Source organism: Thiomicrorhabdus sediminis (assembly GCF_005885815.1).
GTDB classification, from domain to species: Bacteria; Pseudomonadota; Gammaproteobacteria; order Thiomicrospirales; family Thiomicrospiraceae; genus Thiomicrorhabdus; species Thiomicrorhabdus sediminis.
This window is the reverse complement of record NZ_CP040602.1, coordinates 2,304,234-2,319,529: the sequence shown is the minus strand read 5'-3', so window position 1 is coordinate 2,319,529 and position 15,296 is coordinate 2,304,234. Positions and strand designations below refer to the sequence as shown.

15 protein-coding genes are annotated in these 15,296 nt (G+C 44.9%); 7 read left to right on the top strand and 8 right to left on the bottom strand.

Annotated elements, in window-relative coordinates; all coding sequences use genetic code 11:
- Positions 1–169 precede the first annotated feature (169 nt).
- The 3 genes from FE785_RS10510 to gmk are packed head-to-tail and all read right to left on the bottom strand — an operon-like array spanning position 170 to position 3,134.
- A complete protein-coding gene (locus FE785_RS10510) occupies positions 170–1,255 on the bottom strand; it encodes an iron-containing alcohol dehydrogenase family protein (protein WP_138565695.1) in 1,086 nt (361 codons plus the stop codon).
- Between the two features lie 28 nt (positions 1,256–1,283).
- A complete protein-coding gene (locus FE785_RS10505) occupies positions 1,284–2,471 on the bottom strand; it encodes a DegT/DnrJ/EryC1/StrS family aminotransferase (protein ID WP_138565694.1) in 1,188 nt (395 codons plus the stop codon).
- Between the two features lie 48 nt (positions 2,472–2,519).
- Positions 2,520–3,134, bottom strand: coding sequence for a guanylate kinase (gmk, locus tag FE785_RS10500; protein WP_138565693.1), 615 nt, complete (start codon positions 3,132–3,134; stop codon positions 2,520–2,522).
- A gap of 136 nt (positions 3,135–3,270) precedes the next feature.
- On the opposite strand from gmk, the gene aroK reads away from it, so the two are divergent.
- The 4 genes from aroK to FE785_RS10480 all read left to right on the top strand — a co-directional run bounded on the left by aroK (position 3,271) and on the right by FE785_RS10480 (position 7,092).
- Positions 3,271–3,795 (top strand): shikimate kinase AroK, encoded by a 525-nt coding sequence (gene aroK / locus FE785_RS10495; protein WP_138565692.1) that lies wholly within the window; start codon positions 3,271–3,273, stop codon positions 3,793–3,795.
- Between the two features lie 30 nt (positions 3,796–3,825).
- Positions 3,826–4,908 carry a 3-dehydroquinate synthase gene (aroB, locus tag FE785_RS10490; protein WP_138565691.1) on the top strand — a complete coding sequence of 361 codons (1,083 nt, stop codon included), beginning with the start codon at positions 3,826–3,828 and terminating at the stop codon, positions 4,906–4,908.
- Positions 4,909–4,956: 48 nt separating this feature from the next.
- Positions 4,957–5,850, top strand: a complete 894-nt coding sequence (locus FE785_RS10485; RefSeq protein ID WP_138565690.1) for a D-hexose-6-phosphate mutarotase — start codon at positions 4,957–4,959, stop codon at positions 5,848–5,850.
- 120 nt (positions 5,851–5,970) lie between these two features.
- Positions 5,971–7,092 (top strand): HD-GYP domain-containing protein, encoded by a 1,122-nt coding sequence (locus tag FE785_RS10480; protein WP_138565689.1) that lies wholly within the window; start codon positions 5,971–5,973, stop codon positions 7,090–7,092.
- Between the two features lie 38 nt (positions 7,093–7,130).
- On the opposite strand, the gene rpoH is transcribed toward FE785_RS10480, so the two are convergent.
- The 3 genes from rpoH to purT all read right to left on the bottom strand — a co-directional run bounded on the left by rpoH (position 7,131) and on the right by purT (position 10,163).
- Entirely contained in the window at positions 7,131–8,021 is an 891-nt protein-coding gene (gene rpoH / locus FE785_RS10475) for an RNA polymerase sigma factor RpoH (RefSeq protein WP_420856743.1), read from the bottom strand.
- A 220-nt stretch (positions 8,022–8,241) separates the two neighbouring features.
- Positions 8,242–8,676, bottom strand: coding sequence for a flagellar export chaperone FliS (locus tag FE785_RS10470; RefSeq protein WP_138565688.1), 435 nt, complete (start codon positions 8,674–8,676; stop codon positions 8,242–8,244).
- Positions 8,677–8,972: 296 nt separating this feature from the next.
- Positions 8,973–10,163, bottom strand: a complete 1,191-nt coding sequence (gene purT / locus FE785_RS10465) for a formate-dependent phosphoribosylglycinamide formyltransferase (RefSeq protein WP_138565687.1) — start codon at positions 10,161–10,163, stop codon at positions 8,973–8,975.
- A 151-nt stretch (positions 10,164–10,314) separates the two neighbouring features.
- On the opposite strand from purT, the gene FE785_RS10460 reads away from it, so the two are divergent.
- Entirely contained in the window at positions 10,315–11,802 is a 1,488-nt protein-coding gene (locus FE785_RS10460) for a putative bifunctional diguanylate cyclase/phosphodiesterase (protein ID WP_138565686.1), read from the top strand.
- A gap of 61 nt (positions 11,803–11,863) precedes the next feature.
- Complete coding sequence (locus FE785_RS10455) at positions 11,864–12,520, top strand: DUF2238 domain-containing protein (protein WP_238696267.1); 657 nt, start codon at positions 11,864–11,866, stop codon at positions 12,518–12,520.
- A 95-nt stretch (positions 12,521–12,615) separates the two neighbouring features.
- Here FE785_RS10455 and mtnN read toward each other — a convergent pair whose 3' ends face one another.
- Both mtnN and luxS read right to left on the bottom strand, forming a co-directional pair.
- Entirely contained in the window at positions 12,616–13,311 is a 696-nt protein-coding gene (gene mtnN / locus FE785_RS10450) for a 5'-methylthioadenosine/S-adenosylhomocysteine nucleosidase (protein ID WP_138565685.1), read from the bottom strand.
- A gap of 13 nt (positions 13,312–13,324) precedes the next feature.
- Positions 13,325–13,846 carry an S-ribosylhomocysteine lyase gene (gene luxS, locus FE785_RS10445; RefSeq protein ID WP_138565684.1) on the bottom strand — a complete coding sequence of 174 codons (522 nt, stop codon included), beginning with the start codon at positions 13,844–13,846 and terminating at the stop codon, positions 13,325–13,327.
- 623 nt (positions 13,847–14,469) lie between these two features.
- On the opposite strand from luxS, the gene FE785_RS10440 reads away from it, so the two are divergent.
- Positions 14,470–15,294: an HAD-IIB family hydrolase gene (locus FE785_RS10440; protein ID WP_138565683.1), complete on the top strand. Its 825-nt coding sequence runs from the start codon at positions 14,470–14,472 to the stop codon at positions 15,292–15,294.
- Positions 15,295–15,296: the final 2 nt, after the last annotated feature.

The following is a 15,296-nucleotide window of genomic DNA, read 5'->3' as shown; positions in this document are numbered from 1 at the left end:
GTTGTGGATATGAAAAGTGGATTAGAAATTGAGAGTTAGCCTTTAGCCACTAACAAGTTTTTTTAGCGGTGATTTTTAGGAATTTGGCTAGGCGTTGAAAAGGGAATTGAGTAATACTCAATGACCGATTCAACAACACCGCCAAAACCTAAAAAGCACCAGCTAAAAATTACATTTTTGAGTATAGGGAGCGCAGAAGTTCCGGTGTTACCTTTTCTTTCCAGCTTGGCCCGTAAACGTTTTCCCAAAGCGGCGCTAAACCGGAAGCGGTACGGATCATCTTTTCCATATCTTCTTCACTCAAGTCTTTGGTGATGCCTTTGGGTAGCGTGATATTGTGTTTTTTCATCATCTCACGGAATACCTTAACGCCTTCCGGATAGAAATCGTCCAAGACATCAAACGCGATACAGTTACCGATGCCGTGGTGATAACCCATTACATAGGAAAGTCCGTAAGACAGCGCGTGACAAGCACCTACCTGGCTGTAGGCGATACTCTGTCCACCCATATAAGACGCCATCATCAGTTTTTCATCTGAATCCGGGTGGTCTTGTAGGAAAACCTCATTACAAAGGTCTAGTGATTTTTCACCAAAAGCGCGGGCAAATTCATTGATGTAAGTGCCGTTAAGGGCTTCGATGTTGTGGATATAACAATCCATACCGGTATAGAACCACTGGTCTTTTGGAACGCCTTGGATTAGATCCGGATCCATAATGATCTGATCATAAACGGTGTAATCCGAGTTCATCCCCAATTTCTTATCAGGGCCGGTCAATACAGTGGTACGTGATGCTTCAGCACCGGTACCTGAGATAGTCGGGATACCAATATGGTGAACCGCCGGGTTCTTAATCAAATCCCAACCCTGATAAGAGGCCGATCCACCTTCATTGGTTAGCATCAAGGCTACCGCTTTACCTAAATCCAGCGATGAACCACCACCGATGCCGACAACGCTGACCGGGTTATTGCCGTTAGCGTTGTCTTTGGCATAAGCTTGAACCTGCTCGGTCAAGGCATCGACATAAGTCGTTTTCGGTTCATCGGTAACATCCAGCCAAATCAGCATGTCTTTACCGATAGTTGGAATGCGCTGCGCTAAAGGCTTATCTTTATGAACTTCATCAACCAGAAAGACGACAAAATCGTCACTTGAGTTGCGTTCGTCGGCTAGAACATCGTCCAGTTGGTCAAAGGAACCACGACCAAAAATCATTTTAGGGACGGTTTTAAAGTTACGGAATTTCATTGTTCAGCTTCCTACTATCGGTAAAGGGTTATTTCTTAAAAACTTTTGCAAACGCATCAATACGGCTTTGAATGTCTTGTTCAGACCAAGACAATTGGATTAGCATCGAGATGGTGCGGCTCATAATAGCATCGGATTGCGGTGTTTGTACATTGTTGTAATCCGGACGATCGGCGACTAAATCAATTGGTAGCTTGGCACAGCTTTTCATTTCATGGATATGTTTCCAGTTTTTCAAGTAATGCCAATTATTGCCGTACCAGTAAAATACCGCTGGAACACCAGCTTCGCCCAAAGCTTTAGTCACTTCTTGGGCACGTGCTTCCGTCGGTAGCATAATGCTCAAAAAACCGGCGTTATCACCGGCTTCGTCTGGTAAAACCCGGAATGAAACTTCCGGGTATTGAGCAAGTGCGTCTTTCAAAGCTTTCTTATTACGACGTTGGATCTCCAGAATGCGGTCCAGTTTTTTCCATTGTGCGACACCTACTGCGGCATTCATTTCCGAAATACGGTAGTTGCTACCCATAATCGGGTGGCTTTCGGCACCGCGATCCATGCCGATATGGTCGTGACCGTGGTCGGAGTACATGTGAGCGTTGTTATAGATGCTTTCATCATTGGTCAACACCGCACCGCCTTCTCCGCAAGAGATGGTTTTCACCGAATCAAATGAGAAGGTTCCCACTTGGCCGATGCTGCCCAATGCTTTGCCCTTATAGGTTGCACCGGTTGCCTGACAAGCGTCTTCCAGCAGTACTAGATTGTGTTTGTCGCAAATCGCTTTGATTTCATCCATATGTCCCATAGAACCGCACATATGAACAAAGTTGACCGCTTTGGTTTTTGGTGTAATCACCGCTTCGATACCTGCAGGAGACAAGGTCAAGGTTTCATCAATTTCGGCAAATACCGGAATGGCTCCTGCCAAGACAATCGCTTCGACACTGGCAACAAAGGTAAACGGCGGCACAATGACTTCATCGCCGGCACCAATTCCTGCGGCGGCCAAGGCTGTAGTTAAGGCGGTGGTACCACTGGAAACCAAATGAGCATGCTTGATATCGAGGGTTTCACAAATCATGTTTTCCAGTTCACGCGCTTTCCAGACATCATTGCGCATGCCATCAAAGTTGTAACGGAAGGTGAAACCTTTTTCCATTACTTCATCAATCTGTTGTTTTTCAGTTTCGTCAAAAAGTTCAAAGCCCGGCATGGCCACTCCTAAAAAATTTCTAATGCGTGTTGGGTAGTTTACGTTTGGTTAGTTTTCAAACAGTCCATGAATCAAGTTTTTATGGCTGCTGTACTGGCGCTGTTGTGTCAGTCTCTGAGCTTTAAAAATGCTATTGAGTTCTTCTAAAGCGATATCGAAATTATTATTAATAACGATGTAATCAAATTCTGCATAGTGAGACATTTCGCTTTCCGCGTCGGCCATTCGACGTTCAATAATCTCTTCGCTATCGGTACCTCGACCGGTCAAGCGGCGACGCAGCTCTTGTTTAGACGGCGGTAAGATAAAAATCGAGATGGTTTCCGGCATCAATTTGCGAACCTGTTGTGCACCTTGCCAGTCGATTTCAAGAATGACATCTTTACCGGCACCCAGTTGTTTTTCAACGCTGCTTTTTGAGGTGCCGTAAAAATTATCAAACACCTGAGCGTGCTCTAGAAAGTCGCCTTGCTCAATTCTTTGCTGAAATTCGTCTACGCTTAAAAAGTGGTAGTTAACGCCGTTTTCTTCACCAGGACGTTTATCACGAGTGGTACTGGAGATAGACACTACAATGGCAGGATCTTTTTCAATTAATTTGGCAACTAAAGAGGTCTTTCCCGCTCCGGATGGCGCAGACACTACAAATAAAGAACCTTTCATCTGAATTTCCTTGATGCTTAGCGATTAGCCACAGATTAATTTTGGGCTAATAAATTCTCAACAACTATTAAATATGATGCGCTATTTTAGCAGAGTTGATAGCTAAATTAATATCAGTTCCGCTACAATAGCGTTCATGCATAAAGAAAACATATTTTTAGTTGGCCCCATGGGGGCTGGAAAGTCCACGGTAGGCAAGTTGTTGGCAGAAAAACTGCATTACGAATTTGTCGACAGTGACCATGAAATCGAAGCGCGTACCGGAGCCACGATTCCGATGATTTTCGATATTGAAGGTGAGCAAGGCTTTCGCAGCCGTGAAGCCGGTATGATTGATGAATTGACGCAGCGCTCACAGGTGGTTCTTGCCACCGGGGGTGGCGCGGTCGAAACCGAATCGAATCGTCAGAATCTGCGCAGTCGTGGCTTTGTTGTATACCTGAAATCACCGGTAGATGCGTTGCTGGCTCGAACCCGTCATGATCGTAATCGTCCGTTACTGCAAACCGATAATCCGCAAAAGGTGTTGGATGAGCTAATGCAGCGACGTGAACCTTGGTATTTGGAAATGGCCGACTTGGTGATTGAAACCCAGCAGGTACCGGTTCACCGAGTAGTCAGACAGGTGATAGAGCGTTTAAATGAACAGCAAGTGATTTGATCACTGTGCAGAAAAATTAAAGAGATTGTTGTGAAGACATTACATGTTGATTTAGATGAAAGAAGCTATCCGATTTTTATCGGTCAAGGCTTAATGGGGCAGGCCGAGTTGGTCAAGCCTTATGTAAAAGGCAAACAGGTATTGATTGTGACCAATACCACGGTTGCGCCGTTGTATTTGGAATCTTGCGAAAAGGCCTTTGCCGAGTTTGATGTCCATTCGGTAGTGCTGCCGGATGGTGAGCAGTATAAGAATCTGCAAACATTGAATTTGGTGTTTGATGAATTAATCGGTAAACGTTTTGACCGTAGCTGTACTTTGGTTGCGCTAGGCGGTGGTGTGATCGGTGATATGACCGGATTTGCCGCGGCCGCTTTCCAGCGTGGCGTGAATTTTATTCAAATGCCTACCACGCTATTGTCGCAGGTCGATTCTTCGGTCGGCGGCAAAACCGGGGTTAACCACCCGATGGGTAAAAACATGATTGGTGCCTTTCATCAGCCGCAATGCGTGGTGATTGATACCGATACCCTGAATACTCTGGAAGACCGCCAGCTGTCAGCAGGCTTGGCCGAAGTGATCAAGTACGGTTTGATTGTTGATGAGCCGTTTTTTGAATGGCTTGAAGAGCATTTGGAAAAGCTCTTGGCGCGAGACCCGCAAACTTTATCGGAAGCGATTGAGCGTTCTTGTCAGAACAAGGCAAAAATTGTCGCCTTGGATGAAAAAGAGGCCGGATTAAGAGCTTTATTCAATTTAGGCCATACTTTTGGCCACGCTATCGAAGCCGGAATGGGATATGGCAATTGGCTTCATGGAGAGGGAGTTAGCGCCGGTACCATGCAGGCGGTATACTTGTCTAAGTTAATGGGATTACTTTCTGAATCAGATGAAGTACGTATTGCGAAGATATTTGAGCGTGCTAAATTACCTATAAAGCCGCCATCATCTAAGCAGATGAATAATAAGCAGTTTCTTGATTTAATGGCTGGAGACAAAAAGGTTCAGGCCGGTAAAATTCGCTTGGTTTTATTAAAACGAATTGGCGAAGCCTATGTCACCAGTGATTATCCGGCGGCCCTGCTAGAGCAAACTTTAACAGAGTGGCGTTGAGGCTGGTTTGAGAGACGCGTCGCACAGATTAAGTAATCGGAGGGGGCTATGAGTCAAATCTATTCCCAACTCAAAGAGATTGAAGGTGTCGCGCTGAATCAAGAGCACGGTATTGAGATTATCGAAATCGATAATGATTTTGCCAAGGCGGTGATCACGACTCATGGCGCATCGGTATTGAGCTATGCGCCTCATGGGCAGCATGAGCTGTTGTGGGTAAGCGGTGAAGCGGTTTTTGACGGTTCCAAGCCGGTCAGAGGCGGCATTCCTGTTTGCTGGCCTTGGTTTGGCCAAGCGCGTGATTCGAGTTTGCCGGCACACGGTTTTGTGCGTAATATGACTTGGCAACTGGAAACGGTGCAAACCTTGGATACCGGAGAGACGCGAATATCTCTTGTCTGCCATTCATCTGAGGAAACTTTGGCAATATGGCCGCATAAATTTTCCCTCATGCTGACCATTGAAATCGGTCCAACACTGATTCTCACCCTAACCACCCATAATTTGAGTGATCAAACCTTAAGCATCACCGAAGCATTCCATACCTATTTTAACCTTGCTCCTGAGGGGCTTGAGATTAGAGGTATAGAAGGTTCGACTCATCTCAATAAATTGGTCGAAGACAGTTCGGCTGAATTGCAAGCACGGCCATTGGTATTGACTCCACCGAGAGACTCGGTGTTTTTGAACCAAACAGGCAATGTGTTTTTAGTCGACAACGATAATAAACGTCAAATCAAGATTGCCAAGCGTAATGCTTCTTCAAGCGTAGTCTGGAATCCCGGTGCAGATATCGTCAAGGGGTTTGCCGATATTCATAACGACGCCTGGACGCAGTTTGTCTGTGTTGAAAGTGGCAATGTTCTAGATAACTTTATTACAGTGTTACCTAACGAGCAGCATGTATTAAGCGTTCAATATTCCATGTTGGAGCTGGCTTGATTATCCGCTAGCGCTTGTTAACCGAACTCGTATTGACCATCAATTTTTTTGATGCAAGCTTTTGATTCTGGAAGTTATAATCGACCTAAGAGACAAGCTTCAATATTCAAGGCTTAGGTGATGATAAGACGTTTTCAGACGGTTAGCGAAGAGTTGTTTCAGCTTCATGACGATATTAGAGAGCAATGGCCGAGCATCGCCAGAATTGCCGTAGCGCTTTATGATGAGCAGACCGATAAGTTACATACTTTTGTCAAATCGTCTCCCGATATGAATCTGCTTAATCATTATTCTGTTCCCCTCGCCCAAGTGCCGTCTTTGCTCAAGCTTGCCGATAGCGGTGAATGCAGGGTTTTGCAAAATATGTCAACGATACGGGAAGGTTATAGCGAACATTCCAAGGTTGTTGCCAAACATTTTAAGGCCAGCTATACAGAACCTTTCTATATGGGCAATAAGCTGCTTGGCTTTGTGTTTTTTGATGCCGACGAAGAAAATTATTTCACTGAATCCCTGGTTCGTCATCTGCATTCGTATTCGCGCTTGATTGAATCGCTGATTATTTCTGAGACTTTGCCAGTTATGGCATTAATCGGAATGGTGAATACCACCAAGGATATTGCCAATATCCGCGATTCGGAAACCGGCAAGCATCTTATTCGTGTGGCACGTTATACGCAGTTGATTGCCACGGAACTGGCCGATAAATTCGATTTAACCGATGAATATATCGAATATATGACGCGTTATGCTCCTCTGCATGATATAGGCAAAGTGGCAATTCCCGACAGGATTCTACTCAAACCCGGGAAGCTTAATGACGAAGAATATCGTTTGATGCAGACCCATGTGGTTGAAGGTTTGAATATGCTCGATCACATTATCAATAATTTCAATTTTCTCAATCTGCGTCATGTCGATTTATTAAGAGATGTGATTTCTGCTCATCATGAACGTTGGAATGGGTCTGGATACCCCAATGGCTTGTCCGGAGAGGAGATTCCTTTAGCAGGAAGGATCGTCACCGTTGCCGACGTATTCGACGCTTTAGCGTCAGACCGAATTTATCGTGCTGCGTTGCCTGTTGATGACGTATTTGAGTATTTACAGGATCAAAAAGGCATCGCATTCGACCCACAATGTGTTGATGCGTTCTTGAACAACAAGGATCGGGTGCTGGAGATCAAAGAGGAGTTCAAAGAGGATTTCGACTACAGTCAAGTCGAAGCGGTTAGCCTATAAGGCAAAGAGAGCGGTTAAGCTCTCTTTTGCAGGAGTGGTTATGCCGTAAGTTGGCCTTTAAGCTTATTCAGTGCCTGTTGCTCGATTTGGCGAATACGCTCCATTGAGACGCCAAATTGCTGAGAAAGTTCTTTTAAACCGACTTTTTTCTCACTTAGCCAGCGTTGCTGTAGAATGCTGCGGCTACGATCATCCAAGGTTGCCAGAGCATTTTGCATGCGAGTTAGCTCATAATCGGCATGATCCTGTTGCAGGATAGCGGTTTCCGGATCAGCTTCCGTCGAGATCAATACCGGGAAGGTGGTATTTTCATTGTCGTCTTCTTCGCGCATATCAACCGGCAGGTCTTTACCATAAAGACGTGTTTCCATTTCCAGAACGTCTTTTTTGCTTACACCCAATTCTTGCGCAACCTGATCGGCGTCTTTATCGCTAAACCATTCTAACGCGCGCTTAGTGCTGCGCAGTTTAAAAAACAGTTTGCGTTGTGCTTTGGTGGTTGCGGTTTTGACAATACGCCAGTTACGAATGACATACTCATTGATTTCGGCGCGAATCCAATGTACGGCAAAAGTCATTAAGCGTACATTTTCTGCGGGATCAAAGCGCTTAACCGCTTTCATTAGGCCGATATTACCCTCTTGGATAATATCTCCGAGCGGCAAGCCGTAGCCCTTATAAGATCGTGCTACCGGCACTACATAACGTAAAGAAGCAAGAATCAAATGGCGAGCGGCTTCAACATCTTTTTCATAATAAAGCTTTTCCGCCAAGGTGCGTTCTTCTTCCGCGTTAAGTGGCGTAATCGCTTGTATGGTTTGCAGATAAGTCTCTAAATTCTGCCCAGGAATCAGATTAGCCGGGTTGCTGGCTAATGCTGGCAAACTTTGAGAGGCTTTGACTTGTTGATTGATCTTTTTTGACATCATTTCAACTCCTAAACAAATAACTTAATGAATTCTATTTTAGCACTCTTTATTTGAGAGTGCTAATAGATTCATGGTTTCTTAATCATTCTATTTGTTGTTGCCTAAATAGCTGATAAAAAAGGGTTTTAATGAATCTTATGATAAGCGTTGTGGGGGTAGTGGACAATAAAAAAACCGGGCAGTGCCCGGTTAAAAAGAAAGATCGTTGCTGATGTCGTGATTAGTCGTTATCGCTTAATTCTCCGGCCTGCTTCATCATAGTCAGCCAAGCGTCGCGCAGTTCGGTAAGAATTTCGATTGCGCTATCTAGATAAAAGGTGTTTTTTTCAAAAACCGCTTCTTGAATGCTTTGATCGGCATAACGATACAGTTCATCCAAATCGAACGCGATCGGCGCATTTTCAGACAGGTGTAAACGGTCACGTAATGCATCCAGAATAGTAGTCATACGGCCTAGGTGGAAGCCCTTTTCCACCAGTGCCTGGCTTTGATGGCAAACCTTTGCCAAGTTACCTTTATCGACCGCTCCTTGCAATAGCAATAAAACAGTTTTATATGGGTTTTCTTTTAGGTGAGATTCCATTTCCTGGTTGCGATGATATTCTTCAAGAATTGGTGCCTTTACTGATTCAGCTGTTGTGTTATTCAAAGTCATGTTGGTTTCCCTTGTGGTTTAGCGTGCTGTTAAGTTTTAAACTCTTCGTGCGATCAACAATGACATTCACACTTAAGTTTTTGCTTTGTCTGCCGTACAGCATTAGCTGTGCCATTTTCTTAAAATAAAAAGAGATGTATTTTTATCTTGTTGATTTATAGGGAAAACATAGGGTTGCTTGTGTTTTTAGAAGTGGGCTTTGGAAGGTGCGGGAATTGGGTAAAAAATTGCCGCTGTCAAATTTCTAACAGCGGCAAAAAATGTTTTATTGGCTATGTTTACGGGTAAGTTTGCAGTTAAAAACTGACCTGAACCGCATTAGCGGCTTTTTTGGCTTTTTCAAGCGCTTGTTCAACGGTTTCTGCGCGAGCAATGGCAACCCCCATGCGGCGGCGCCCGGAAATATCCGGTTTACCGAAAAGTTTGATTTGTGTATCCGGTTCTGCCAGCGCTTCTGACAGATTGCTAAAGCTGGTTTGCATGGAGGTGCCGGTCGGCAAAATAACGCTTGAAGCACAAGGTCCATGCTGCACAATGTTTGGAATCGGCAAATCAAGAATCGCCCTGACATGCAGCGCGAACTCGGATAGATCTTGCGATAATAAAGTCACCAGGCCGGTATCGTGTGGGCGAGGCGAAACTTCGCTGAAATAGACATTGTCTCCTTTGACAAAGAGTTCAACACCGAAAATGCCGCGTCCTTGTTCACCACATAGGTTCATGGTGACTTTTTCAGCAATTTCCTGTGAGCTTTTTAATGCGGTTTCGGTCATTGCTGCAGGTTGCCATGATTGACGGTAGTCACCGTCTTCCTGGTAATGGCCAATCGGTGAGCAGAAGCTAATGCCGTCACGGTGGCGAACTGTCAATAAGGTGATTTCATAATCAAAATCGACAAAACCTTCGATAATCACGCGGCCTTTTCCAGCGCGCCCGCCTTCTTGCGCATATTGCCATGCACTTTCAATGTCGGCTGCGCTTTTAATGACGCTTTGACCTTTTCCCGAAGAGCTCATAATCGGTTTAACAACGCAGGGCATGCCGATACGTTCCACGGCGGCAGCAAAGTCGTCAAACTGGTCAGCAAATTCATAGGCGGATGTTGGTAGGCCGAGTTCCTCAGCGGCAAGACGGCGAATACCTTCACGGTTCATTGTCAATTTAGTGGCACGTGCGGTGGGAATCACCTTGATGCCTTCTTGTTCCATGGCGACCAAGGTGTCTGTGGCAATGGCTTCTATTTCCGGCACCACCATATGCGGTTTTTCCAATTCGATAATGCGTCTTAAATCCTCTCCGTCAAGCATATCAATAACATGGCTGCGGTCTGCAACCTGCATGGCTGGGGCATTGGCGTAGCGATCGGCAGCAATGACTTCAACACCAAAACGTTGTAATTCAATTGCGACTTCTTTACCGAGTTCTCCGGCACCACACAATAAAACACGAACCGCTGTAGGGGAAAATGGGGTACCAATAACAGACATGGCATCTCCTTTGCTTTAAGACGAATAGAAATTTTATAAGGCCAGTTTAACGGCAGAATTATACGAAACTTTAATTATACGGTATTTCCATTTTTTACACTGAATTAAACCCGGTGGCAAGATCAAGGAAAAAGGTCGAAGAGGGTAGCCTATGTTAGAACTTAGCAATCCAGTCAAAACGGAACGTCAGTCGGCAAGTGATGTGGCGCGTTTGCTTGAATCCGAGCAGACGCGTTCATTAAGCAGTTGGCAGCGTCATCAAAGACCACAGGGCTTTAGCGTTAAAAATTTAATGCGTGGACTGCAAAACCGCTTTTCGCACACCGGTGATTTGGACGAACAAATCCAAAGCTTGGTCGAGCAGCAGGTGCAGCAGCGTACTCGTGAACTGTTTCGTCAGGCAAACTACGATGCTTTAACGCATTTGCCTAACCGCGCCTATTTTCATAACACCTTGGAAAAGTTGGTTATCAATGCCCGGAATGAGAGTGCCGAGTTTAGTCTGTTGTTTTTGGATTTAGACGGTTTTAAGTTGGTCAATGACCAATGCGGTCATCAAATCGGTGATGAATTATTAAGGAATGTCGGAGCGCGTTTAATTTCTGCGGTTCGTGAAGGTGATATTGTCAGTCGCTTAGGCGGCGACGAGTTCGTGATTCTATTGGCCGATGTAGAAGACCGCGAATTGGTGGAAAGTATTTGCCAACGCATTATTGATGAAGTCGGCCGTCCTTACTTATTATCAGGTAAGGATGTCGAGGTTTCTACCAGTATCGGCGTGGCTCGTTATCCGGGCGATGGGGTCACGTCTGCTGAATTAATCGAGAATGCCGATAAGGCGCTTTATGATTCAAAACATCGTGGCCGCAAGACCTTCCGTTTCTATAGTGACTTGGGGGCGGTTCCCGCAAAAAGCGCGCAAGTGTTAGAGCTTGAGCAGGCGGTTAGCGATAATCAGATAGAGCTGTTATTTGAACCGCAGATTGATTTGCATGGCAACAAAGTCGTTGGTGCCAGCGTAACCGCTTATTGGCGAAATAGTGAGTTGGACAATCCTCGTCTTAATTGCTGGACAGCCGAGTTGGAACAATCCAATGCACATTATGGCTTGGGGCTTTGGTTATTGGATTCTGGCCTGTTCTATCTTCAGCAGTGGTCAAAAGGCCGAGATGCTTTGATGGTATCGGTACCGGTGGTAAAGGCGTTATGGCAAGAAAACGATTTACTTGAATTAATGAATCAACGCCTTGAGAAGTTCAAGTTATCCCCGGCACAGATCCAACTCGAGTTTTCAGCGCTGGAGCTAAACAGTGACCAACAATTGATTAAGGTGTTGATGCAGTTGAGTCATGCAGGTTTTCAAATTACGTTGACGGATATTGCTTCGTCACCGATTGATATCGCTTTATTGGCTCAGCTCAATGTACAAGAGCTTAAGTTGGATGTGGCGCATGCGCAATCGAAATGGTTGAGTGCTTTGGTAATGATGGCTAAAAGTTTGGATATCTGTGTTATTGCCAATGGTTTGGAGGATGCCCAGCAGTTGCACATGGTTCAGCAGGCCGGCTGCGCCATGGGACAAGGTGAATATTGGGGTAAGCCGGTAAATAGTGAAGCATTTGCCGAGATGATTGCTTAAGTCAAAGCCTTTCATCTGTGGCACAATGGATAGCGGTTTTTATGCTTCCTGTGGAGCCTCCATGAATTCAAAACAACACAGTTCAATTCTTTCTTTATCCATGATCAACTGGTTGTGGTTAATTATCTTTTTCAGCGTATTTAGCTGGTCGGCATATAAGCCTTTTGATGGCTATACGTGGTTTTTAGAGGTTTTGCCGGCAATTATCGCCCTGTTCCTGCTTGTTTTAAGCCGAAAAAAGTTTCCGTTAACGCCATTGTTATATCTGTTTATTTTATTGCACTGCATTGTCTTGATGATTGGTGGTCATTACACCTATGCAGAGGTGCCTTTATTTGATGACATCGCTATATGGATGGGCTCCGAGCGTAATAACTACGACAAGCTCGGTCATTTCTTCCAGGGGCTTGTGCCGGCCATGTTGGCGATAGAAATACTGATTCGTCTGGAAGTGGTCAAGAGTGCCGCTTGGATTCGTTTTTTCAGTGTTTGTATTGCCCTGGCAATTAGTGCTTTTTATGAATTAATCGAATGGTGGGTTGCTTTGTTATCCGAGCAGGCGGCGGAGTCTTTTTTGGGAACCCAAGGCTATGTCTGGGATACCCAGTCGGATATGGCAATGGCGTTATTCGGCGCTATGGTCGCCATTATCTTGTTCTACCAGCCGATTATTCGACAAATTCAGCAATTAAAGCGAGGTGATCTGGCCGAGCGTTAAAGTTCGCTTTGAAGTGTCTGGGCTGTGACCAAGACAGTTTTGGCGGGTTTATAAAAAAGCCCGCTTAAACCGGGCTTTTTATTAATGCATTTGCATTAGATGCGATTCAGCATTTCCATAATGACTTTGGCGGAATGGGTCGCTGCCTGCTCAAGGTATTTTTCAAAACTGACGGCATTTTCTTTACCGGCAATATCAGATAATGAGCGGATAATGACAAACGGTTTGTCAAAGGTATGACAGACTTGCGCTACCGCAGCCGCCTCCATTTCACAGGCAATCATTTCCGGGAAACTGTCACGGGTTTTATTGACATCATCCGGGTCATGCATGAAGCGATCACCGGTAGCAATCAAACCATGCATGTGCGCGACTTCTTGCAAGGCTTCAATGCTCTGTTGAGCCGCCTCTACAAGTTTGCTGTCCGGTAGGAAGCAGGTCGGTAAACCAGGGATCTGTCCCAGGTCATAGCCGAATGGAGTGACATCGACATCGTGATGGCATACCGAGCTGCTGATCACGATATCACCAATTTCCAAGTCGGTATGAAAGCCGCCCGCAGAACCGGTATTGATCACATAATCGGGCTGGAAAACCTGTAATAGCAAGGTCGTGCTGATTGCCGCATTGACCTTACCGATACCTGAGCGCAGTAATACGACCTGGTGATCGTGCAGAGTGCCGCTGTAGTACTCAAAACCGGCATGAAGCTCGGTTTGCATATTCTCTAATTTGCTGCGCAGAAGGGTTACTTCTTCATCCATTGCGCCGATAATGGCAATTTTGCTCATATCCAATCCTTAATTAAGCGTGGTTGCCTAGTTCTTCCAGTTTATTTTGCGAAAGCGCCAATTCCTGGTTTTTATTAACGCCGATACCGTGGCTGATAATGTCGTTGGCAATTTGTTTCGCTTCTTCCAGTGAGTGCATCATAAAGGTTCCGCACTGGTATTCGTTCAACTCTGGAATGTCTTCCATTCGCTCAACCGCTAATACATCTTTCATTGATGCCAACCAGGCATCGGCGACTTGCTGCTCGTCAGGTGAACCCAGCAAGCTCATATAGAAACCGGTGCGGCAGCCCATTGGTGAAATATCGATGATTTCGACCTTGTCACCATTCAGGTGGTCACGCATAAAACCGGCAAACAGGTGTTCCAGTGTATGAATGCCTTTTTCGCCCATCATCGATTCATTCGGTTTATTAAAACGCAAATCAAATACGGTAATGGTGTCGCCTGATGGCGACGTCATGGTTTTGGCAACACGCACAGCTGGCGCTTTCATAATGGTGTGGTCTACGGTAAAGCTGTCTAGTAAAGGCATTTTGTGCTCCTGTTTATGGGAAAGGTTTGCTTCAGCAGAAGAGGTAAGGCGCTTCAACGCGGTTCTTGTACTGGCTTAATAAATTGTCATAAGGATAGCATATTTAAGCGTTTTTCGGTTCGGTCATTTCTTTAGTCAATAGTGCCATTCAGCGTATAACAAAGGATATTGTTTTGTGCATTATATTGGTGCGTTTTAGCGAATGTCATTGTAGCCATAACGGCAAGTAGCGCCCTGTTTGCAACGATGATAGCTCGCTTTTTTGTTCTGATGCATATTGAGTTGAAAATGAATTTTGCTTTGATTAATGTTGTTTGGATTCGGTGGTGTTTTATTAGTAAGGTATTGTTAATAAAAAGTTAATTTGGATTTTATTAATTATTGTTAACACCTGTTGATAAATGCCGGTTACTGTTTTTACACACTGCTTTGCATTGCCAGAAAAGATCTTGTTTATCTAGGTTGGCACGCGGATTGCACTTAATAGATTTATTTGTTGTTATTTTGCCTTATAAAAGTGCAATGGCAGATGACCAGTTTAACGGTTTTTATTTTTAGGGCCTCAAGGTTTAGAGGCCAAAGGTGTTTAGCAATGCTAAACCGCAATAACCAAGGATGGTTAAGTGAGAAAGCTACTGTTTACCGATTTGGACGGCACATTGCTCGATCATCATGATTACGATTTCAGTGCCGCTTTACCGGCGATTTCAGAACTGAATGCGCAAGGCATTCCATGGATTATGACAACCAGTAAAACAGCGGCTGAGGTAATTGAGTTAAAACAAGAGATCGACAACCCCTATGCGTTTATCGTTGAAAACGGTGCGGGGATTTTCTGGCCGCCAGGTCAATTAAAGCCGGAGTGTTTACCAAGTCATACCAAGGTGGAACAATCCGAACAGGGTTATGACTATATCTCTATGAATGAGATGGAATTATCCGATGCGATTGAACTGTTCAGAAATTATCGCGAGCAATTAAATATCGATTGCATCGGTTTTTCCGAAATGAGTGCGCAACAGGTTGCCGAATCCACCGGGTTGCCTTTGCATAAAGCGGAACAAGCCAAGCAGAGATATTTTAGTGAACCCTTATTGTGGCAGGATTCTCAAACTAAGCTCTATCAGCTTCAGGAGATGTTGGCGGAGTTTCATTGGCAATTGATTAAGGGCGGGCGTTTTGTCCATTTAATGGGGCCGAGCAATAAAGGCCAGGCGTTGCAATATATGAGCAACTATTATTTTCAGGATTGGCAGGATGCCATTGAAACCATGGCTTTGGGGGATGGTAATAACGATATCGCTTTACTTGAAGCCAGTGATTGCCCGGTAATCATTCGCTCTCCGGTGAATGCGCCGCCGAAAGTCAATCACGCAAAGGTTGTGTTGTCGGATGATTTTGGCCCAAAGGGCTGGAATCAAGCGGTTATGAATTGGTTGACAGATTAAAT